This window comes from Pseudomonas sp. Pme6b (assembly GCF_058129925.1).
The window spans coordinates 85953-101120 of record NZ_CM176704.1 but is presented as its reverse complement, the minus strand read 5'-3'; the positions used below and the strand labels follow the sequence as shown (position 1 = coordinate 101120).

The window sequence follows — 15168 nt, the reverse complement described above, 5'->3', positions numbered from 1 at the left end:
CGCGAGAGCGACGTGTCATCGGCTTTTGTTGCACCGCAGTTTCCTGGTGGCCTGAAGGCTGCAGCAGTCGATCATCGTATGCTGCCGCAGTTGATCCGGTCCGCTTGATCCTTGACCCACGCCGACCGATGAGCGGCGAATGAGGAATACATGAGCAAGACTAACGAATCCCTGATGCAACGCCGCCATGCTGCCGTCCCGCGTGGCGTTGGTCAGATCCACCCGATCTTCGCAGCTTCGGCGAAGAACGCGACCGTTACCGACGTGGAAGGTCGTGAATTCATCGACTTCGCGGGCGGCATTGCCGTTCTGAATACCGGTCACCTGCACCCGAAGATCATCGCCGCTGTGCAAGAGCAACTGACCAAGCTGAGCCATACCTGCTTCCAGGTGCTGGCCTACGAGCCTTACGTCGAGCTGTGCGAGAAAATCAACGCCAAAGTGCCGGGTGATTTCGACAAGAAAACCTTGCTGGTGACCACCGGTTCCGAAGCGGTTGAAAACGCGGTGAAGATCGCGCGTGCTGCCACTGGCCGTGCGGGCGTAATCGCCTTCACCGGCGCTTACCACGGTCGCACCATGATGACCCTGGGCCTGACCGGTAAGGTTGTGCCTTACTCGGCGGGCATGGGCCTGATGCCGGGCGGTATCTTCCGCGCGCTGTACCCTTGCGAGCTGCATGGCGTGAGCGTTGACGATTCCATCGCCAGCATCGAGCGCATCTTCAAGAACGACGCCGAACCCAAGGACATCGCTGCGATCATCATCGAACCCGTTCAGGGCGAAGGTGGTTTCTACGTGGCACCGAAGGCGTTCATGTTGCGTCTACGCGAGCTGTGCGACAAGCACGGCATTCTGCTGATCGCAGACGAAGTGCAGACCGGCGCTGGCCGTACCGGCACGTTCTTCGCGATGGAACAGATGGGCGTTGCGGCCGACCTGACCACCTTCGCCAAGTCCATCGCCGGTGGCTTCCCGCTGGCGGGCGTGTGCGGCAAGGCTGAATACATGGATGCCATCGCACCTGGCGGTCTGGGCGGCACTTATGCCGGTAGCCCGGTTGCTTGCGCTGCGGCGCTGGCGGTGCTGAATATCTTCGAAGAAGAGCACCTGCTGGACCGTTGCAAGGCAGTCGGCGAGCGTCTGGTGACTGCGCTCAAGGGCATTCAGGCCAAGTACCCGGTCATCGGCGAAGTACGTGCGCTGGGCGCGATGATTGCCGTCGAGCTGTTCGAAGACGGCGATTCGCACAAGCCTAACGCCGCAGCAGTGGCGCAGGTGGTTGCCAAGGCGCGTGACAAGGGTCTGATCCTGCTGTCCTGCGGTACTTACGGCAACGTGTTGCGCGTACTGGTACCGTTGACCGCTGAAGACGAATTGCTGACCCGCGGGCTGGCCATTCTGGAAGAATGCTTCGCTGAAATCGCGTAAAAAGTGTGAAGTCGTAAATTGATTAATTTATGACCAAACAGACAAAAAAAGCCCGTTTCGACGGGTTTTTTTTGGTCTGGAGCAGGGTATTTCGCTCTTTTTGCTATATCCGGACGAAGGCTTTGGCTAAGGTGAACGCATCGATGTCGGAGAGTCATGATGACTGCTGTAGATTTGCCCGCGGTACCTCGCGTATTGATTGCTGAGTCTGATCCGTGGGTTCGCGAAACACTCAGCGATCTGGTGTTGGGTGTGCGAGCGGACGTCGACCTGGAAATGTGTACCGATGGCAAGCAGGCCGTCGAGTGGATGAAGAAACAACTGCCTGACCTGATCATCGCCGCACGCGAGCTGCCGGGGATCGACGGGTTGAGCCTGTTGCGTGGCGTACGCAACCTGCGTCGTCAGCCCGCCATCCCTTTCATTCTGATCAGCAATCGCAACGACAGCGCCAGCGTGCGTGAGGTCTTGCCACTGGCGCCGACTGCCTATCTGACCAAACCCCTGAATACCGAAGGGCTACGCCAGCGCCTGGAAAGCCTGCTGCTGGAACGTCAGGCCCCGGTTGCAGGCGCAGTGCACGCGTTGACGCCGGGTTTGACGCTGACCAAGTTTCTCGACAAGCGTCGTGACGTGGCTGACGGCGCGCCGCTGTTCGTCGATGTCGCGACGGCGATAAAACTCAGCCAGACCGCCAACGGCATCGACGCTGCCTTGCTGGAGCAGGAACTGCGCAACGATCCGCACATCACTGCTGTGTTGATCGCCGCCGCCAACAGTGCCGCGCAACATTTGGGCAAGCCGGTGCAGACCATGGGCGGGGCGCTGGCCATTCTCGGGCCGGTGCAGGGCGCAAATATCGCATCAGGCCTGGCCAAGAAACGTATGGCCGTGCTGACCAGCGACGCGTTGCTGGCCCAGGCCAGTGAGCTTTGGACCATGTCGCAGCGCACGGCTGATTACGCGCGCATTCTGGGCGGCATGCTGGAGCTGGATGTAGAGCGTTGCTTCTGCGCCGGTCTGCTGCAGTCGCTGGGCGATCTTGCTGTGCTGGGTTGTTTGCAGGAATGGCTGCTGGCTGGCGGCGAGTTGAATGAAGACGTGATCAAGCAATCGCTGGAGCAGTATTCCGCTGCCTTCGGTTCCGCTCTGCGCACCCGCTGGCGTTTGCCGCTGGAACTGCGTGAGCTGATCGCTGCGGTGTATCAGTACAACACCGGCATCTTTACTCGCGAAGTGCTGGCAATGAACCTGGCGGGGCAGATGGCACGTCTGGGCGAGGAAGAGAGTGTCAACACGCTGATCAAGACCAAGTCCGCCAAGCTGTTGAAGCTGTTGAAGCTGTTGAAGCTGTTGAAGCTGAGCGTCGGTGACTTGCAGCGTTTGCGCAAGAAACTGACCGGCGTGACTGACCCTAGCCTGTTGAAACCCTTGCCGACCAACCTGAGGTGGCTGCCGAGACGGTTGAGGGGGAGGAAGAGCCTGATTTGCTGGACCTGACACCTGAACCACCTGCCGAAGAGGCTGCTGTAATCGAGGACCCGGCCAGCGCCATTCAGGGCCCGCTCGATAAGTAGAACCTGACTGAGGCCTTCGCGAGCAAGACGGATCGCCGCCCAGTCGCTCCCTCAGGGCGTCATGCCGAGTGCACACTCGTGGGAGCGAGCTTGCTCGCGAAGGCTATATTCCTGACGCAGAAAATCCAGCGACAGCCCCCGCCCTCTTCGCGAGCAAGCTCGCTCCCACAAAGCACCGCAAACTCCTGTAAAAAGCGACCGGGCGGCGATCCGCCTTGCTCGCGAAGGGGCCAGTCGTGCTTTCTACAGTCGAGAAGGCATGTCAGACCAGCACGATCTGATTCTTGCCCTGGCGCTTGGCCTGATACATGGCAGCGTCGGCGCGGCCGTAGAGGGTTTCCAGGCTTGAGTCTTCCGGGCCCAGATTAGTCAGGCCCTGGCTGGCGGTGATGCTGAAGGTGGTGCCGCCTGACTGGAAGTTCTGGCGCTGGATCTCGCGTTGCAGGCGCTCGGCGATCTGCATGGCCATATCCGGCGCGCAGCCTGGGAATACCGCGGCGAACTCTTCGCCACCGATGCGCCCGAACAAATCACCACGTCTCAGTGCCGAGCGGCCACTTTCAGCGATGCGTTGCAGCACGGTATCGCCTTCCTGATGGCCGTAGGTGTCGTTGACCAGCTTGAAGTCATCGATATCCAGCAGCAGAAAGGCCAGCGGCGTGCCGTTGAGGCGAGCCAGTTCGAACTCGCGCTGGGCGCATTCGAAAAAGTGCCGACGGTTGCTGCTCTGGGTCAGTACGTCGGTGGTTGCCAGGCGCTGCAGCTCATCCTCGAGGTGCTTCTTGTCGGTGATGTCTTCGGCGATGCCGACCACGATCAGGCGCTGGCTGGCGTCGGCGCGATGGCTGACGAAGCATTTGTCGCTGAGCCAGCGTACTTCACCGTCCGCACGGATGATTCGGTACTCGCGGTCCTCGATCGAGCCTTTCTCGATCACCTCGTTGAGGCTGCGCTCGGCGTAGTTCAAGTCATCCGGGTAGATACTGTCGCGCCACTCGCTGTAATCGGCCAGCAGCAAGCCCGCCGAGCGGCCGAAGATACGCTCGTACGCCGGGCTGACGTAAATCATGTGCTGGGTTTCCCAGTCAAACGCCCACAGAACAGCATTCACGCTCACCAACAATGAGCTGAACAGTTGTTCACGCTCGCTCAAGCGGGCAACTTCTGCCTGGGCGTGCATCAGGGCTAACAGGGTTTCTGCGGCTGCGGGCATATCAGTGATCGGCGTGCCGGGTAGGGAGGTCGGAGGCTGCTTTTCCATAAGATCCATCTCAAGCGTTACGGCCAGTGCCGTGCCCTATCCCGTTTGGCGGGAAAGTTGATGAGATAGATTGGCAGGGGATAAGTTCCGGGACCGGCGCACCTGCGGGAGGCGCGCCGATCAACGGTATCAGGCGTGGGCGGGGCGTAGCGAGTAGGTTTTCAGCTGGTCGGCGAACTCACGCAGCGAGTGAATACCACTGGCTTCGGCCTCGTGAATCCACTCTTTGATGGCTGAAAGCATGTCATGGCCATTGGTGCTGGTCTTGACCCAGATCTGCTGCAACGCCAGACGCTTTTCGTAGATCACTTTCAGCGCATGGCTGTGTTCCAGCATGGTCTGGATGCGCAAATGATGCTTGTCATCGAGCAGACTGGTCTCACGTGACAGCAGCCGTTTGGCGCGACTGAACTGATGACGCACCGATTCGTCGGCCTTGGCCAGTTCCTGGGCAACCAGCGGCGCAATGACCAGCTTGCGATACTGCGCCATGATCTGGAAACGGTTGTTGAGGATCGCCATGGCGGTGTCCATGTCCATGTGGCCCTTGCCTTCGACCCGATGGGCGATGGGCGCGACCCGCTGGACTTTGGCCAGCCCCAGGAAACTGAACAGTTTGATCCACGCCCAGCCCATGTCGAATTCCCAGGGCTTGACCGACAGCTTGGCCGAGTTGGGATAGGTGTGGTGGTTGTTGTGCAGCTCTTCACCGCCGATCACGATGCCCCACGGCACCAGATTGGTGGCTGCGTCACGGCATTCGAAGTTGCGATAGCCGACGGCATGGCCCAGACCGTTGACCACGCCAGCAGCCCAGAAGGGAATCCACATCATCTGGACGGCCCACACGGTGATACCGAGGGCACCGAGCAGTGCCACGTCGATGACTGCCATCAGAGCGATACCCAGCAGCTTGTAGCGCGAATACAGGTTGCGCTCGATCCAGTCTTCCGGGCAGTTCTTGCCGTAGATACGCAGGGTGTCCTGGTTCTGAGCTTCTTCGCGGTACAGCTCGGCGCCTTTGCGCAGCACGGTGGACAGGCCTTTGACGACCGGGCTGTGCGGGTCGTCGACGGTTTCGCATTTTGCGTGGTGTTTGCGGTGGATGGCTGTCCACTCGCGGGTGTTCTGGGCAGTGGTCAGCCACAGCCAGAAACGGAAGAAGTGTTTCAGCCCCGCATTGAGCTCAAGCGAGCGGTGGGCTGAGTAGCGGTGCAGATAGACCGTGACGCCGACAATAGTCACATGGGTCATCGCCAGCGTGACTGCTATTACCTGCCAGACGGAAAGGTCGAGCAAACCGTTGTACCACATAGGCTGTTTGGCCCTCGTAAAGATACTCATGAAGAAAAAAGTTACGCGTGCATTATCACTGACATCCCACAGAAAACCAGTCACCCTTTCAGATAAGAGTCGCAGGATGTTTCTTGCTTTATAATTCCGGCTTTATCTGAGGTTCTTCGTTTCCGATGTCAGATTACTCCCTTGGCGCGCTGCGAACGGCCGTCCTGTATGGGCTGCTGTCCATTTTGTGGTTTGTGACGTGCGACCTGTTGCTGCCCTTTTTCATAAAAGAACCTGCTCGATTGGCGTTCTGGCAACTGATGGCCGGTTACAGCTGGGTGTTGCTCAGCGCGGTCATGATCTTCATCGCACGTGACAGATTGAGAAGCCTGATCGGCGGCGATGCGCTTTTTCAGCGCCAGCAAGCCGATTACGACCGGCTGCGGCTGGCCGAAGCGGTGTTCGACAGCACTCGCGAAGGGGTGCTGGTCAGCGATGCGCAGGGCCACATCGTTCACGTCAACCGCGCTTTCGTCGATATCACTGGTTATCAGGCCGAAGAAGTACTGGGCCTCAACCCCAGCAAGTTCAAGTCCGGCCGACACGGCCCGGAGTTCTACAAACAGATGTATCACTCGATCATTAGCGAGGGCCAGTGGAGCGGCGAGATCTGGAATCGGCGTAAAAGCGGCGAGATCTATCCGCAATGGCAGACCATTCGCAGCGTTATGGGTGATGACGGCCAACCCAGGCACTTTGTAGCAGTGTTTTCCGACATTACAGCTATCAAACGCTCCGAGCAGGAGCTGGCCCAGTTGATCCACTTCGATGGGCTGACCGATTTGCCCAATCGCCTGCTGCTGACTGATCGCATCAGCCAGGCGCTGACTTCGGCGCGCGCCAGCAAACGCGGCTGCGCACTGTTGCTGATCGACCTGGACCACTTCAAGAACATCAATGACAGCCTTGGCCACAACGTGGGCGACGATGTGCTCAGGGCCGTCGCCGAGCGGCTCAAAAGCGTGTCCGGCAATGAAATGACTCTGGCACGTCCGGGCGGCGACGAGTTCGCCCTGTTGATCAAGAATTGCTCGCAGCTGGTTCAGGCTGCCGCGCTGGCACAGCAGGTGATCGATGCGCTCAAGGCACCGTTCGCGATTGCCGCGCATCAGCTGTTTGTCACTGCCAGCATTGGCATCAGCCTGTTCCCCGGCGATGCGCTGACCGCCGAGCAACTGTTGCGCAATGCAGACTCGGCGCTGTTCAAGGCCAAGGGCGACGGTCGTGAGTGTTATGCGCTGTACACCGAGGAATTGACTGCTCACGCCCAACAGCGCGTGCAACTGGCCTACGAGCTGCGTCAGGCCGTCGAACTGGAACAACTGCGGGTCTTCTATCAGCCGGTTCATGACCTTGTCACCCGCCGTATTCGCGGTGTCGAGGCGCTGGTGCGCTGGCAGCACCCCGAGCGCGGGATGGTTTCGCCGGGGGAATTCATTCCGATTGCCGAGCAAAGCGGGCTGATCGCCGATATTGATGCCTGGGTCTTGAAAACCGCCTGTCTGCAAATGAAGGCCTGGCTGGCGGAAGGTGTACCGGTCGAGTTTGTCGCGGTAAACGTCTCCAGCCGCCTGTTCAATCATGGCGATCTCGACCGTCGGGTAGCACAGGCACTGCATGAGACCGGGCTTGAGCCTGCCTTTCTGGAGTTGGAAGTGACTGAAAGCGCGGTCATGGAAGACCCCGAACAGGCCATCGAACAATTGCATCGCCTACGCGAACTGGGCCTGAGCCTGGCCATCGATGACTTCGGTACGGGTTATTCTTCGCTGTTGCGGCTCAAGCGCATGCCGGTTCAGAAGCTGAAAATCGACCAGGGTTTTGTGGCTGGACTGCCGGGCGACGATGACGACATCGCGATTGTCAGAGCGGTCATCGCGCTGGCCGGCAGCCTGGGCATGCGGGTTCTGGCTGAAGGCATCGAGCATGCGAATCAGGCTGCGTTCCTGCTGGGCAACGGTTGCCAGTTGGGCCAGGGCTACTGGTTTGCCCGGCCAATGGTCGCGCAGGCTATCGACTGGACGCATGCACCGGTCTTCGAGCAGCCCGGCTGAAGCCGCCAGAGCAAGGCTTGCCAGGGTGTGCAACGCATCTTGGCGAAATCTCTAACCGCTAAATTTCTTTTGGTTATATCTGCATTCTTAAATAGTCTTTTTAAGAATATCCGCACCTCACTATTATTGCCTCACCGCCATACGCCATCGCCCCCAGTCGCGACGGCCGGCTTCTCATCTTTCAAGGAATAAGACAATGAGCGCATCTCTACGTAGTGTTGACGGTCAGGACGAAGCAGCAATTCTGCGTGAAATTCAGAGTGCGTTGCGCGACCTGCGTTTTGGTGCCGTCGAAATCACTGTGCACAACGCACAAGTGGTGCAGATCGAGCGCAAGGAAAAGTTTCGTTTGCAGAACCCCGCTGCCAAGCAGAGCTGAAGCGGCATCACCCGACTGGTCAACCGGAGGGTTTCATTCTGACTCCTGATACCTCCTCTGAAAAAAGCAGCGCGCCCGTGCGGATGCCGTTCTGACGCGCCAAGAAGAAATTAAAAAAGCCAACACACCGCATTTCCAGGAGCTTCATCTATGTCCATTCGCCGTTTCGCTCTGGCCGCTCTCGCCAGTGCTGTTTTTGCAGGTTCGGCTGTTGCCAAGGATTACGAACTGCTCAACGTGTCTTACGATCCGACACGCGAGCTTTATCAGGATTACAACGCAGAATTCGTCAACTTCTGGAAAAAATCCCATCCGGACGACAAGGTCGAGATCAAACAGTCGCACGGTGGCTCGGGCAAGCAGGCCCGTGGCGTGATCGACGGTCTGCGTGCTGACGTGGTGACCCTGGCACTGGCCGGTGACATCGACGAAATCGCCAAGCTGGGCAAGACCCTGCCGGAAAACTGGCAGACCCGTCTGCCGGACGCGAGCACGCCTTACACCTCGACCATCGTGTTTCTGGTGCGCAAGGGCAACCCCAAAGGCATCAAGGACTGGGGCGACCTGATCAAGAAAGACGTCTCGGTGATCACGCCGAACCCGAAAACCTCAGGCGGTGCGCGCTGGAACTTCCTGGCGGCCTGGGCCTATGGCCTGAAGGCGGGCGGCGGTGACGAAGCCAAGGCCAAGGAATACGTGCAGACGCTGTTCAAGCACGTGCCGATTCTGGATACCGGTGCGCGCGGTTCGACCATCACCTTCGTCAACAACGGTCAGGGTGACGTGCTGCTGGCGTGGGAAAACGAAGCGTTCCTGGCGCTGAAAGAAGACGGCGGCAAGGACAAGTTCGACATCGTCGTGCCGTCGCTGTCGATTCTCGCCGAACCTCCGGTAGCCGTAGTCGACAAAAACGCCGAGAAGAAAGGCAACACTGAAATCGCGACTGAATACCTGAAGCACCTGTACAGCAAGGAAGGTCAGGAAATTGCGGCGAAAAACTTCTATCGTCCACGTGATGCCGAAGTGGCCGCCAAGTACGAGAAGCAATTCCCGAAACTTGATCTGGTGACTATCGACAAAGACTTTGGTGGCTGGAAAACTGCGCAGCCGAAGTTTTTCAATGACGGCGGCGTTTTCGACCAGATTTACCAAGCGCAATAAACCGAATCAGGATGCCGCGCGAGTGGCATCGCAGGTTGGGTCAAGCAGCCCGGATTAACGTCCGGGCTTCGTGCAAGTGAAACCAGGGACTTTTATGTCGCGTCGTATCTCCCCCGTCATACCCGGCTTCGGGCTGACGCTGGGCTACACCTTGGTGTACCTCAGTCTGATTGTGCTAATACCGCTGGCCGCCATGTTCGTGCATGCCGCGCAGCTGACCTGGGATCAGTTCTGGACCATCATCACGGCACCACGCGTGATCGCGGCGCTCAAGCTGAGTTTCGGCACCGCTTTCTATGCGGCCCTGATCAATGGCGTGATCGGTACGCTGCTGGCCTGGGTGCTGGTGCGTTACACCTTCCCCGGTCGCAAGATTATCGATGCCATGATCGATCTGCCGTTCGCCCTGCCGACTGCCGTGGCCGGTATCGCCCTGACGGCGCTGTACGCGCCCAATGGCTGGGTCGGGCAGTTCGCCGCCGACCTGGGCTTCAAGATCGCCTATACGCCGCTGGGTATTACCCTGGCGCTGACGTTCGTCACCCTGCCATTCGTGGTGCGCACCGTGCAGCCTGTGCTGGCCGACATCCCCAAGGAAGTCGAAGAAGCCGCTGCCTGCCTGGGCGCGCGTCCGCTGCAGGTGTTTCGCCACATCCTCGTTCCGGCCTTGTTGCCTGCCTGGCTGACCGGCTTCGCTCTGGCGTTTGCCAGAGGCGTGGGCGAGTACGGTTCGGTGATTTTCATTGCCGGCAACATGCCGATGAAAACCGAGATCCTGCCGCTGCTGATCATGGTCAAGCTCGACCAGTACGACTACACCGGCGCGACCGCTATCGGCGTGATGATGCTGGTGGTTTCCTTCATTCTGCTGCTGCTGATCAACCTGCTGCAGCGGCGCATTGAAACCCCATCCTGAGGAGGCGCAGAACATGTCTTATTCATCTGTTTCAGCCGCCGCCTCTGCCAACGCCGCCCGTCGTGGCAGCGCGGTGTCGCGACGTATTCTGATCGGCCTGTGCTGGCTGGTGTTCGTGCTGTTTCTGGGCCTGCCGCTGTTCATCGTGGTGTCTCAGGGGCTGAAAAACGGTCTGGGCGCGTTCTTTACCGCAATCCTTGAACCGGATGCCTTGTCAGCGCTGAAGCTGACGGTCATTGCGGTCCTGATCTCGGTGCCGCTCAATCTGGTATTCGGCGTCAGCGCCGCATGGTGCGTGAGTAAATACTCGTTCCGCGGCAAGAGCATTCTGGTCACGCTGATCGATTTGCCGTTCTCGGTATCGCCGGTCATTGCCGGTCTTGTCTACGTATTGATGTTCGGTGCGCAGGGCCTGTTCGGGCCGTGGTTACAGGACCACGATATCCAGATCGTCTTTGCCCTGCCGGGCATCGTGCTGGCGACCATTTTCGTCACTGTGCCGTTCGTTGCGCGCGAACTGATCCCGCTGATGCAGGAGCAGGGTACTCAGGAAGAAGAGGCGGCGCGGCTGCTGGGTGCCAACGGCTGGCAGATGTTCTGGCACGTCACGGTGCCGAACATCAAATGGGGCCTGATCTACGGCGTAGTGCTGTGTACTGCGCGGGCGATGGGTGAGTTTGGCGCGGTGTCGGTGGTTTCCGGGCACATTCGCGGCGTCACCAATACCCTGCCGCTGCACGTCGAAATTCTCTACAACGAGTACAACCACGTTGCAGCCTTTGCCGTGGCGAGCCTGTTGCTGATCCTGGCGCTGTTCATCCTGCTGCTCAAGCAGTGGAGCGAATCCCGCATTAACCGTCTGCGCCATAACGCGGCGGAGGAATAATCATGTCGATCGAAGTCCGTAACGTCAGCAAGAATTTCAACGCCTTCAAGGCCCTGAACAACATCAGTCTGGACATCCAGAGTGGCGAGCTGGTGGCTTTGCTCGGCCCGTCAGGCTGCGGCAAGACCACCCTGTTGCGCATTATTGCCGGCCTGGAAACCCCGGATGACGGCAGTATCGTGTTCCATGGCGAAGATGTGTCCGGCCATGACGTGCGTGATCGCAACGTCGGCTTTGTGTTCCAGCATTACGCGCTGTTCCGCCACATGACGGTGTTCGACAACGTCGCGTTCGGCCTGCGCATGAAGCCCAAGCGTGAGCGTCCGAACGAAACGCGCATCGCGGAAAAGGTCCACGAACTGCTGAACATGGTGCAACTGGACTGGCTGGCCGACCGTTATCCGGAGCAACTGTCGGGTGGACAGCGCCAGCGCATCGCCCTGGCCCGCGCCCTGGCGGTCGAGCCAAAAGTGCTGCTGCTGGACGAGCCATTCGGCGCACTGGACGCCAAGGTGCGCAAGGAACTGCGTCGCTGGCTGGCGCGCCTGCACGAAGACATCAACCTGACCTCGGTGTTTGTGACCCACGATCAGGAAGAGGCCATGGAAGTGGCCGATCGCATCGTGGTGATGAACAAGGGTGTGATCGAGCAGATCGGCTCGCCGGGCGAGGTCTACGAGAACCCGTCCAACGACTTCGTCTACCACTTCCTGGGTGACTCCAACCGCCTGAGCCTGGGCGAGGAAGGTCATCTGTTGTTCCGTCCGCATGAAGTGTCGCTGTCCCGCCAGGAAATCGAAGACCACCACGCCGCCGAAGTCCGCGACATCCGCCCGCTGGGCGCGACAACACGGGTCACGCTGAAAGTGGAAGGGCAGAGCGAACTGATCGAGGCCGAAGTGGTAAAAGACCACGACAGCCTGGTAGGCCTGGCCAAGGGCGAGACACTGTTCTTCAAACCGAAGGTCTGGCAGAAGCTTTAAGCCCAACCCCCCGACTATCGTTCCCGCATTGGCACGATAGTGATCTCGGGATTTTCATCGTTCCCATGCTCCGCGTGGGAATGCCTTTCTGGACGCTCTGCGTCCTCGGGCGGTTAGCGCACTGACAACGCGAGCATGAATGCGGCAACAATGCCGCATACGGCGAACAGCTGTTGCAAGCGTGGGCCGGCGAGGTAGCGGGCGACTTGCCTGCCGACTATCAAGCCGATGACTGCGCCCAGAGCAAAAGGCGCACCCACCGTCCAGTGCATCACGCCGCTCAAGGAGGCGGTGATGACGCTGCCCGTCGAGACCAGCGCGATCACCGCCAGTGATGTCGCCACAACGCTTTTCATGCCCAGATCGCTGTAGCGGGTCAGCGCCGGAATGATCACGAAACCGCCGCCCACACCCAATAGCCCTGACAATAACCCTGAACCCACGCCCGTCAGCGTCAAAGCGCGCAGGCACGGCATGGTCCAGCGCAAACGGCCTTGCAGCGGGTTGAGCACGCAGGGCAGCATTTCTGCGCGCGGCGGCGGTTGGCCGTGGCGCAATTCGCGGCTGGCCCTGATGAACATGCGCGTGCAGGCGTACAGCAGCACGACCGAAAAGACCAATGCCAGCGGTGTACTGGGCAGCCGATGGGCGAGCCACAGGCCAAGAGGTGCCATCAGCACACCGATGGACGCGATGTACCCGGCAGCGCGATAGCGAACGATACCCTGACGCAGCCCCAGCACCGCGCCGATTCCCGCCGCCAGCCCGACGGCCAGCAGGCCGACAGGTGCCGCTTCGACAATCGACAGGCCAAGACCAAAAACCAGCAGCGGGACCGCGAGAATGCCACCGCCGGCGCCTGTCAGCGCCAGTACCACGCCAATGATCGCCCCCAGGCCAACGCCCAGCAGTTGATGCTCATCCATGCCTGGCGTCAGCCTTTTCCGGTTTGGCCAGCCATTCACGTCCCTTGAGCATGCCATGCCAGTAAAGTACGGGCAGCACGCGTTCTTTCAGCCACCAGGCCAGCCGGGTCGGTTGGCGGCCATCCAGCAGCCAACGCGGGAAGCTCGGCGCAACCTTGCCGCCATAGGTGAATTCAGCCAGTACGATCCGGCCTTTCTCGACGGTCAGCGGGCATGAGCCATAACCGTCGTAGACGGCAGACTCACTCAGACGACCCAGCGCGACCAGCACATTATTGGCCACCACCGGTGCCTGCTTGCGGGCGGCTGCGGCGGTTTTGGCGTTGCTGGTATTGGTGGCATCGCCGAGAGCATGAACATTGGCGAACTGTCGGTGCCGGAGCGTGGCAGGGTCCACGTCCACCCAGCCTGCGGGATCGGCCAGCGGGCTGCTGCGAATGAAGTCGGGGGCAATCTGCGGTGGCACCACGTGCAGCATTTCAAAGCTGTGCTCGACGGTCTCGCTGCTGCCATCGGCCTGCTTGCAAACAAACGTAGCACGCTTGCCCGGCCCGTCGACGGCCACCAGCCGATGGCTGAACTTGAGGTCGATGGCGTAACGCTCGATGTACTTCATCAGCGCCGGTACATAGTCCGCCACACCAAACAGCACGCCACCGGCGTTGAAGAACTGCGTATTGATCTGCGCCAGACGGCCGGTTTTCAGCCAGTGGTCACAAGACAGGTACATGGCCTTCTGTGGCGCTCCGGCGCATTTGATCGGCATGGGCGGCTGAGTAAACAGCGCGCGCCCTTGCTTCAAGCCCTGCACCAGCTTCCAGGTGTAGGGTGCCAGGTCATAGCGATAGTTGGAGGTCACGCCATTGGCACCCAGCGTCTCGACCAACCCATCGATGGCCGCCCAGTCCAGCTTCAGGCCGGGGCAGACCACCAGTTGCTGATAGCCAAGCGTGCGCCCGTCGGCGAGCGTCAGGGTATTGTGCTGCGGTTCGAACGTCGCCACCGCAGCCTTGATCCACTGCACGCCCGTGGGGATCAGCGACGCCATGCTGCGTGCCGTCGACTGCGGCGTGAAAATGCCCGCGCCGACCATGGTCCAGCCCGGCTGGTAATAGTGGGTATCGGCAGGGTCGACCAGGGTGATCTGCAGGGCAGCATCACGGGCGAGCAGGCTTGCGGCGGTGGCGATACCAGCAGCACCACCACCAACGATCAGAATCTGACAGGTAGTTATCGAAGCATTCATCACAGGGTTTCCCAAGGCGGGCAGCAGTCAAAAGGCATTGAGCGGGATCTTCAGGTAGACGACGCCGTTGTCTTCCGGCTCAGGAAAGTGCCCGCAGCGCATGTTGACCTGCACCGAAGGCAGCATCAGCACAGGCATATCCAGCGTCACGTCACGGGCTTCACGCATGCTGACGAACGCATCTTCATCTACGCCGTCATGAACATGGATGTTGCTGGCGCGCTGTTCGGCGACGGTGGTCATGTATTTCAGCTCACGACCGTTGGGCAGGTAGTCGTGGCACATGAACAGCAGGGTGTCAGGCGGCAACGCCAGCAGTTTGTGAATGGAGCGGTACAGTGTGCGCGCATCGGCTCCGGGAAAGTCGCAACGCGCGGTGCCGTAATCGGGCATGAACAACGTGTCGCCCACAAACGCGATGGTTTTGTCGTCGACCTGCACCAGGTAACTCATGCACGCCGGTGTATGCCCGGGCGTATGCATGGCCTTGACCTGAAGTGTTCCAAGGGCGAACGAGGCGTTATCTTCCAACAGCACATCGAACTGGCTGCCATTGCGGGCAAAGTCAGACGGCGCGTTGAACAGCGCGCCAAAGGTTTCCTGCACGGCGGTGATATGGCTGCCGATGACGATTTGTCCGCCAAGCTGCTGTTTCAGATACGGCGCAGCCGTGAGGTGATCAGCATGCACATGGGTTTCGAAAATCCACTGTACCGAAGCCCCCAGCGCCTGTACCCGGCCGATCATCCGGTCGGCAGACTCGGTCCGGGTGCGGCCCGACTTGGGGTCGTAATCGAGCACGCTGTCGATCAGCGCGCACTGCTTGCTGTCCAGGTCCATCACCAGGTAGCTGATGGTCCAGGTATGACTGTCGAAGAGTGCTTCGACATAAAGTTTTTCACCGATGATCATGTGCAATTCCCATGGCTGTAAATCGCCTTGAGGCCCGTTTGGTCAGGCCGGACGGTTGGCAGTCGTTGCTATGACATCTCAATAACCATGCC

12 protein-coding genes and 1 pseudogene are annotated in these 15168 nt (G+C 59.8%); 8 read left to right on the top strand and 5 right to left on the bottom strand.

What is annotated here, in order from left to right:
- The first annotated feature begins 150 nt into the window (after positions 1-150).
- Positions 151-1431, top strand: a complete 1281-nt coding sequence (gene gabT / locus AC4ANE_RS00445; RefSeq protein ID WP_002551402.1) for a 4-aminobutyrate--2-oxoglutarate transaminase — start codon at positions 151-153, stop codon at positions 1429-1431.
- Positions 1432-1587: 156 nt separating this feature from the next.
- Positions 1588-3008: pseudogene (locus AC4ANE_RS00440) on the top strand (HDOD domain-containing protein).
- A gap of 262 nt (positions 3009-3270) precedes the next feature.
- Here the strand turns inward: AC4ANE_RS00440 and AC4ANE_RS00435 are convergent.
- Together AC4ANE_RS00435 and desA are read right to left on the bottom strand one after the other, a co-directional pair.
- Positions 3271-4269, bottom strand: a complete 999-nt coding sequence (locus AC4ANE_RS00435) for a GGDEF domain-containing protein (RefSeq protein WP_002551400.1) — start codon at positions 4267-4269, stop codon at positions 3271-3273.
- Between the two features lie 129 nt (positions 4270-4398).
- Positions 4399-5583 carry a delta-9 fatty acid desaturase DesA gene (gene desA, locus AC4ANE_RS00430; RefSeq protein ID WP_002551399.1) on the bottom strand — a complete coding sequence of 395 codons (1185 nt, stop codon included), beginning with the start codon at positions 5581-5583 and terminating at the stop codon, positions 4399-4401.
- 155 nt (positions 5584-5738) lie between these two features.
- Between desA and dibA the strand changes: the two genes are divergently transcribed.
- The 6 genes from dibA to AC4ANE_RS00400 all read left to right on the top strand — a co-directional run bounded on the left by dibA (position 5739) and on the right by AC4ANE_RS00400 (position 11992).
- Entirely contained in the window at positions 5739-7667 is a 1929-nt protein-coding gene (gene dibA, locus AC4ANE_RS00425) for a phosphodiesterase DibA (RefSeq protein ID WP_002551398.1), read from the top strand.
- 196 nt (positions 7668-7863) lie between these two features.
- Complete coding sequence (gene oscA / locus AC4ANE_RS00420) at positions 7864-8046, top strand: sulfur starvation response protein OscA (protein WP_002551397.1); 183 nt, start codon at positions 7864-7866, stop codon at positions 8044-8046.
- 150 nt (positions 8047-8196) lie between these two features.
- On the top strand, positions 8197-9207 hold the full coding sequence (locus tag AC4ANE_RS00415; protein ID WP_002551396.1) for a sulfate ABC transporter substrate-binding protein: 1011 nt from the start codon (positions 8197-8199) through the stop codon (positions 9205-9207).
- 94 nt (positions 9208-9301) lie between these two features.
- Positions 9302-10123 (top strand): sulfate ABC transporter permease subunit CysT, encoded by an 822-nt coding sequence (gene cysT, locus AC4ANE_RS00410; protein WP_002551395.1) that lies wholly within the window; start codon positions 9302-9304, stop codon positions 10121-10123.
- A gap of 13 nt (positions 10124-10136) precedes the next feature.
- Complete coding sequence (gene cysW, locus AC4ANE_RS00405; protein WP_002551394.1) at positions 10137-11009, top strand: sulfate ABC transporter permease subunit CysW; 873 nt, start codon at positions 10137-10139, stop codon at positions 11007-11009.
- A gap of 2 nt (positions 11010-11011) precedes the next feature.
- Entirely contained in the window at positions 11012-11992 is a 981-nt protein-coding gene (locus AC4ANE_RS00400; RefSeq protein WP_002551393.1) for a sulfate/molybdate ABC transporter ATP-binding protein, read from the top strand.
- 113 nt (positions 11993-12105) lie between these two features.
- Here the strand turns inward: AC4ANE_RS00400 and AC4ANE_RS00395 are convergent, their stop codons facing one another.
- From AC4ANE_RS00395 to AC4ANE_RS00385, 3 genes are read right to left on the bottom strand one after another with little or no spacing between them, the layout of a single operon-like run.
- On the bottom strand, positions 12106-12918 hold the full coding sequence (locus AC4ANE_RS00395; protein ID WP_460408652.1) for a sulfite exporter TauE/SafE family protein: 813 nt from the start codon (positions 12916-12918) through the stop codon (positions 12106-12108).
- Positions 12911-14164: an NAD(P)/FAD-dependent oxidoreductase gene (locus tag AC4ANE_RS00390; RefSeq protein ID WP_002551391.1), complete on the bottom strand. Its 1254-nt coding sequence runs from the start codon at positions 14162-14164 to the stop codon at positions 12911-12913. Before AC4ANE_RS00390 ends, AC4ANE_RS00395 begins: the two co-directional genes overlap by 8 nt.
- A gap of 27 nt (positions 14165-14191) precedes the next feature.
- The gene (locus AC4ANE_RS00385) at positions 14192-15076 is read right to left on the bottom strand and encodes an MBL fold metallo-hydrolase (RefSeq protein ID WP_002551390.1); all 885 of its coding nucleotides are present in this window, start codon (positions 15074-15076) and stop codon (positions 14192-14194) included.
- Positions 15077-15168: the final 92 nt, after the last annotated feature.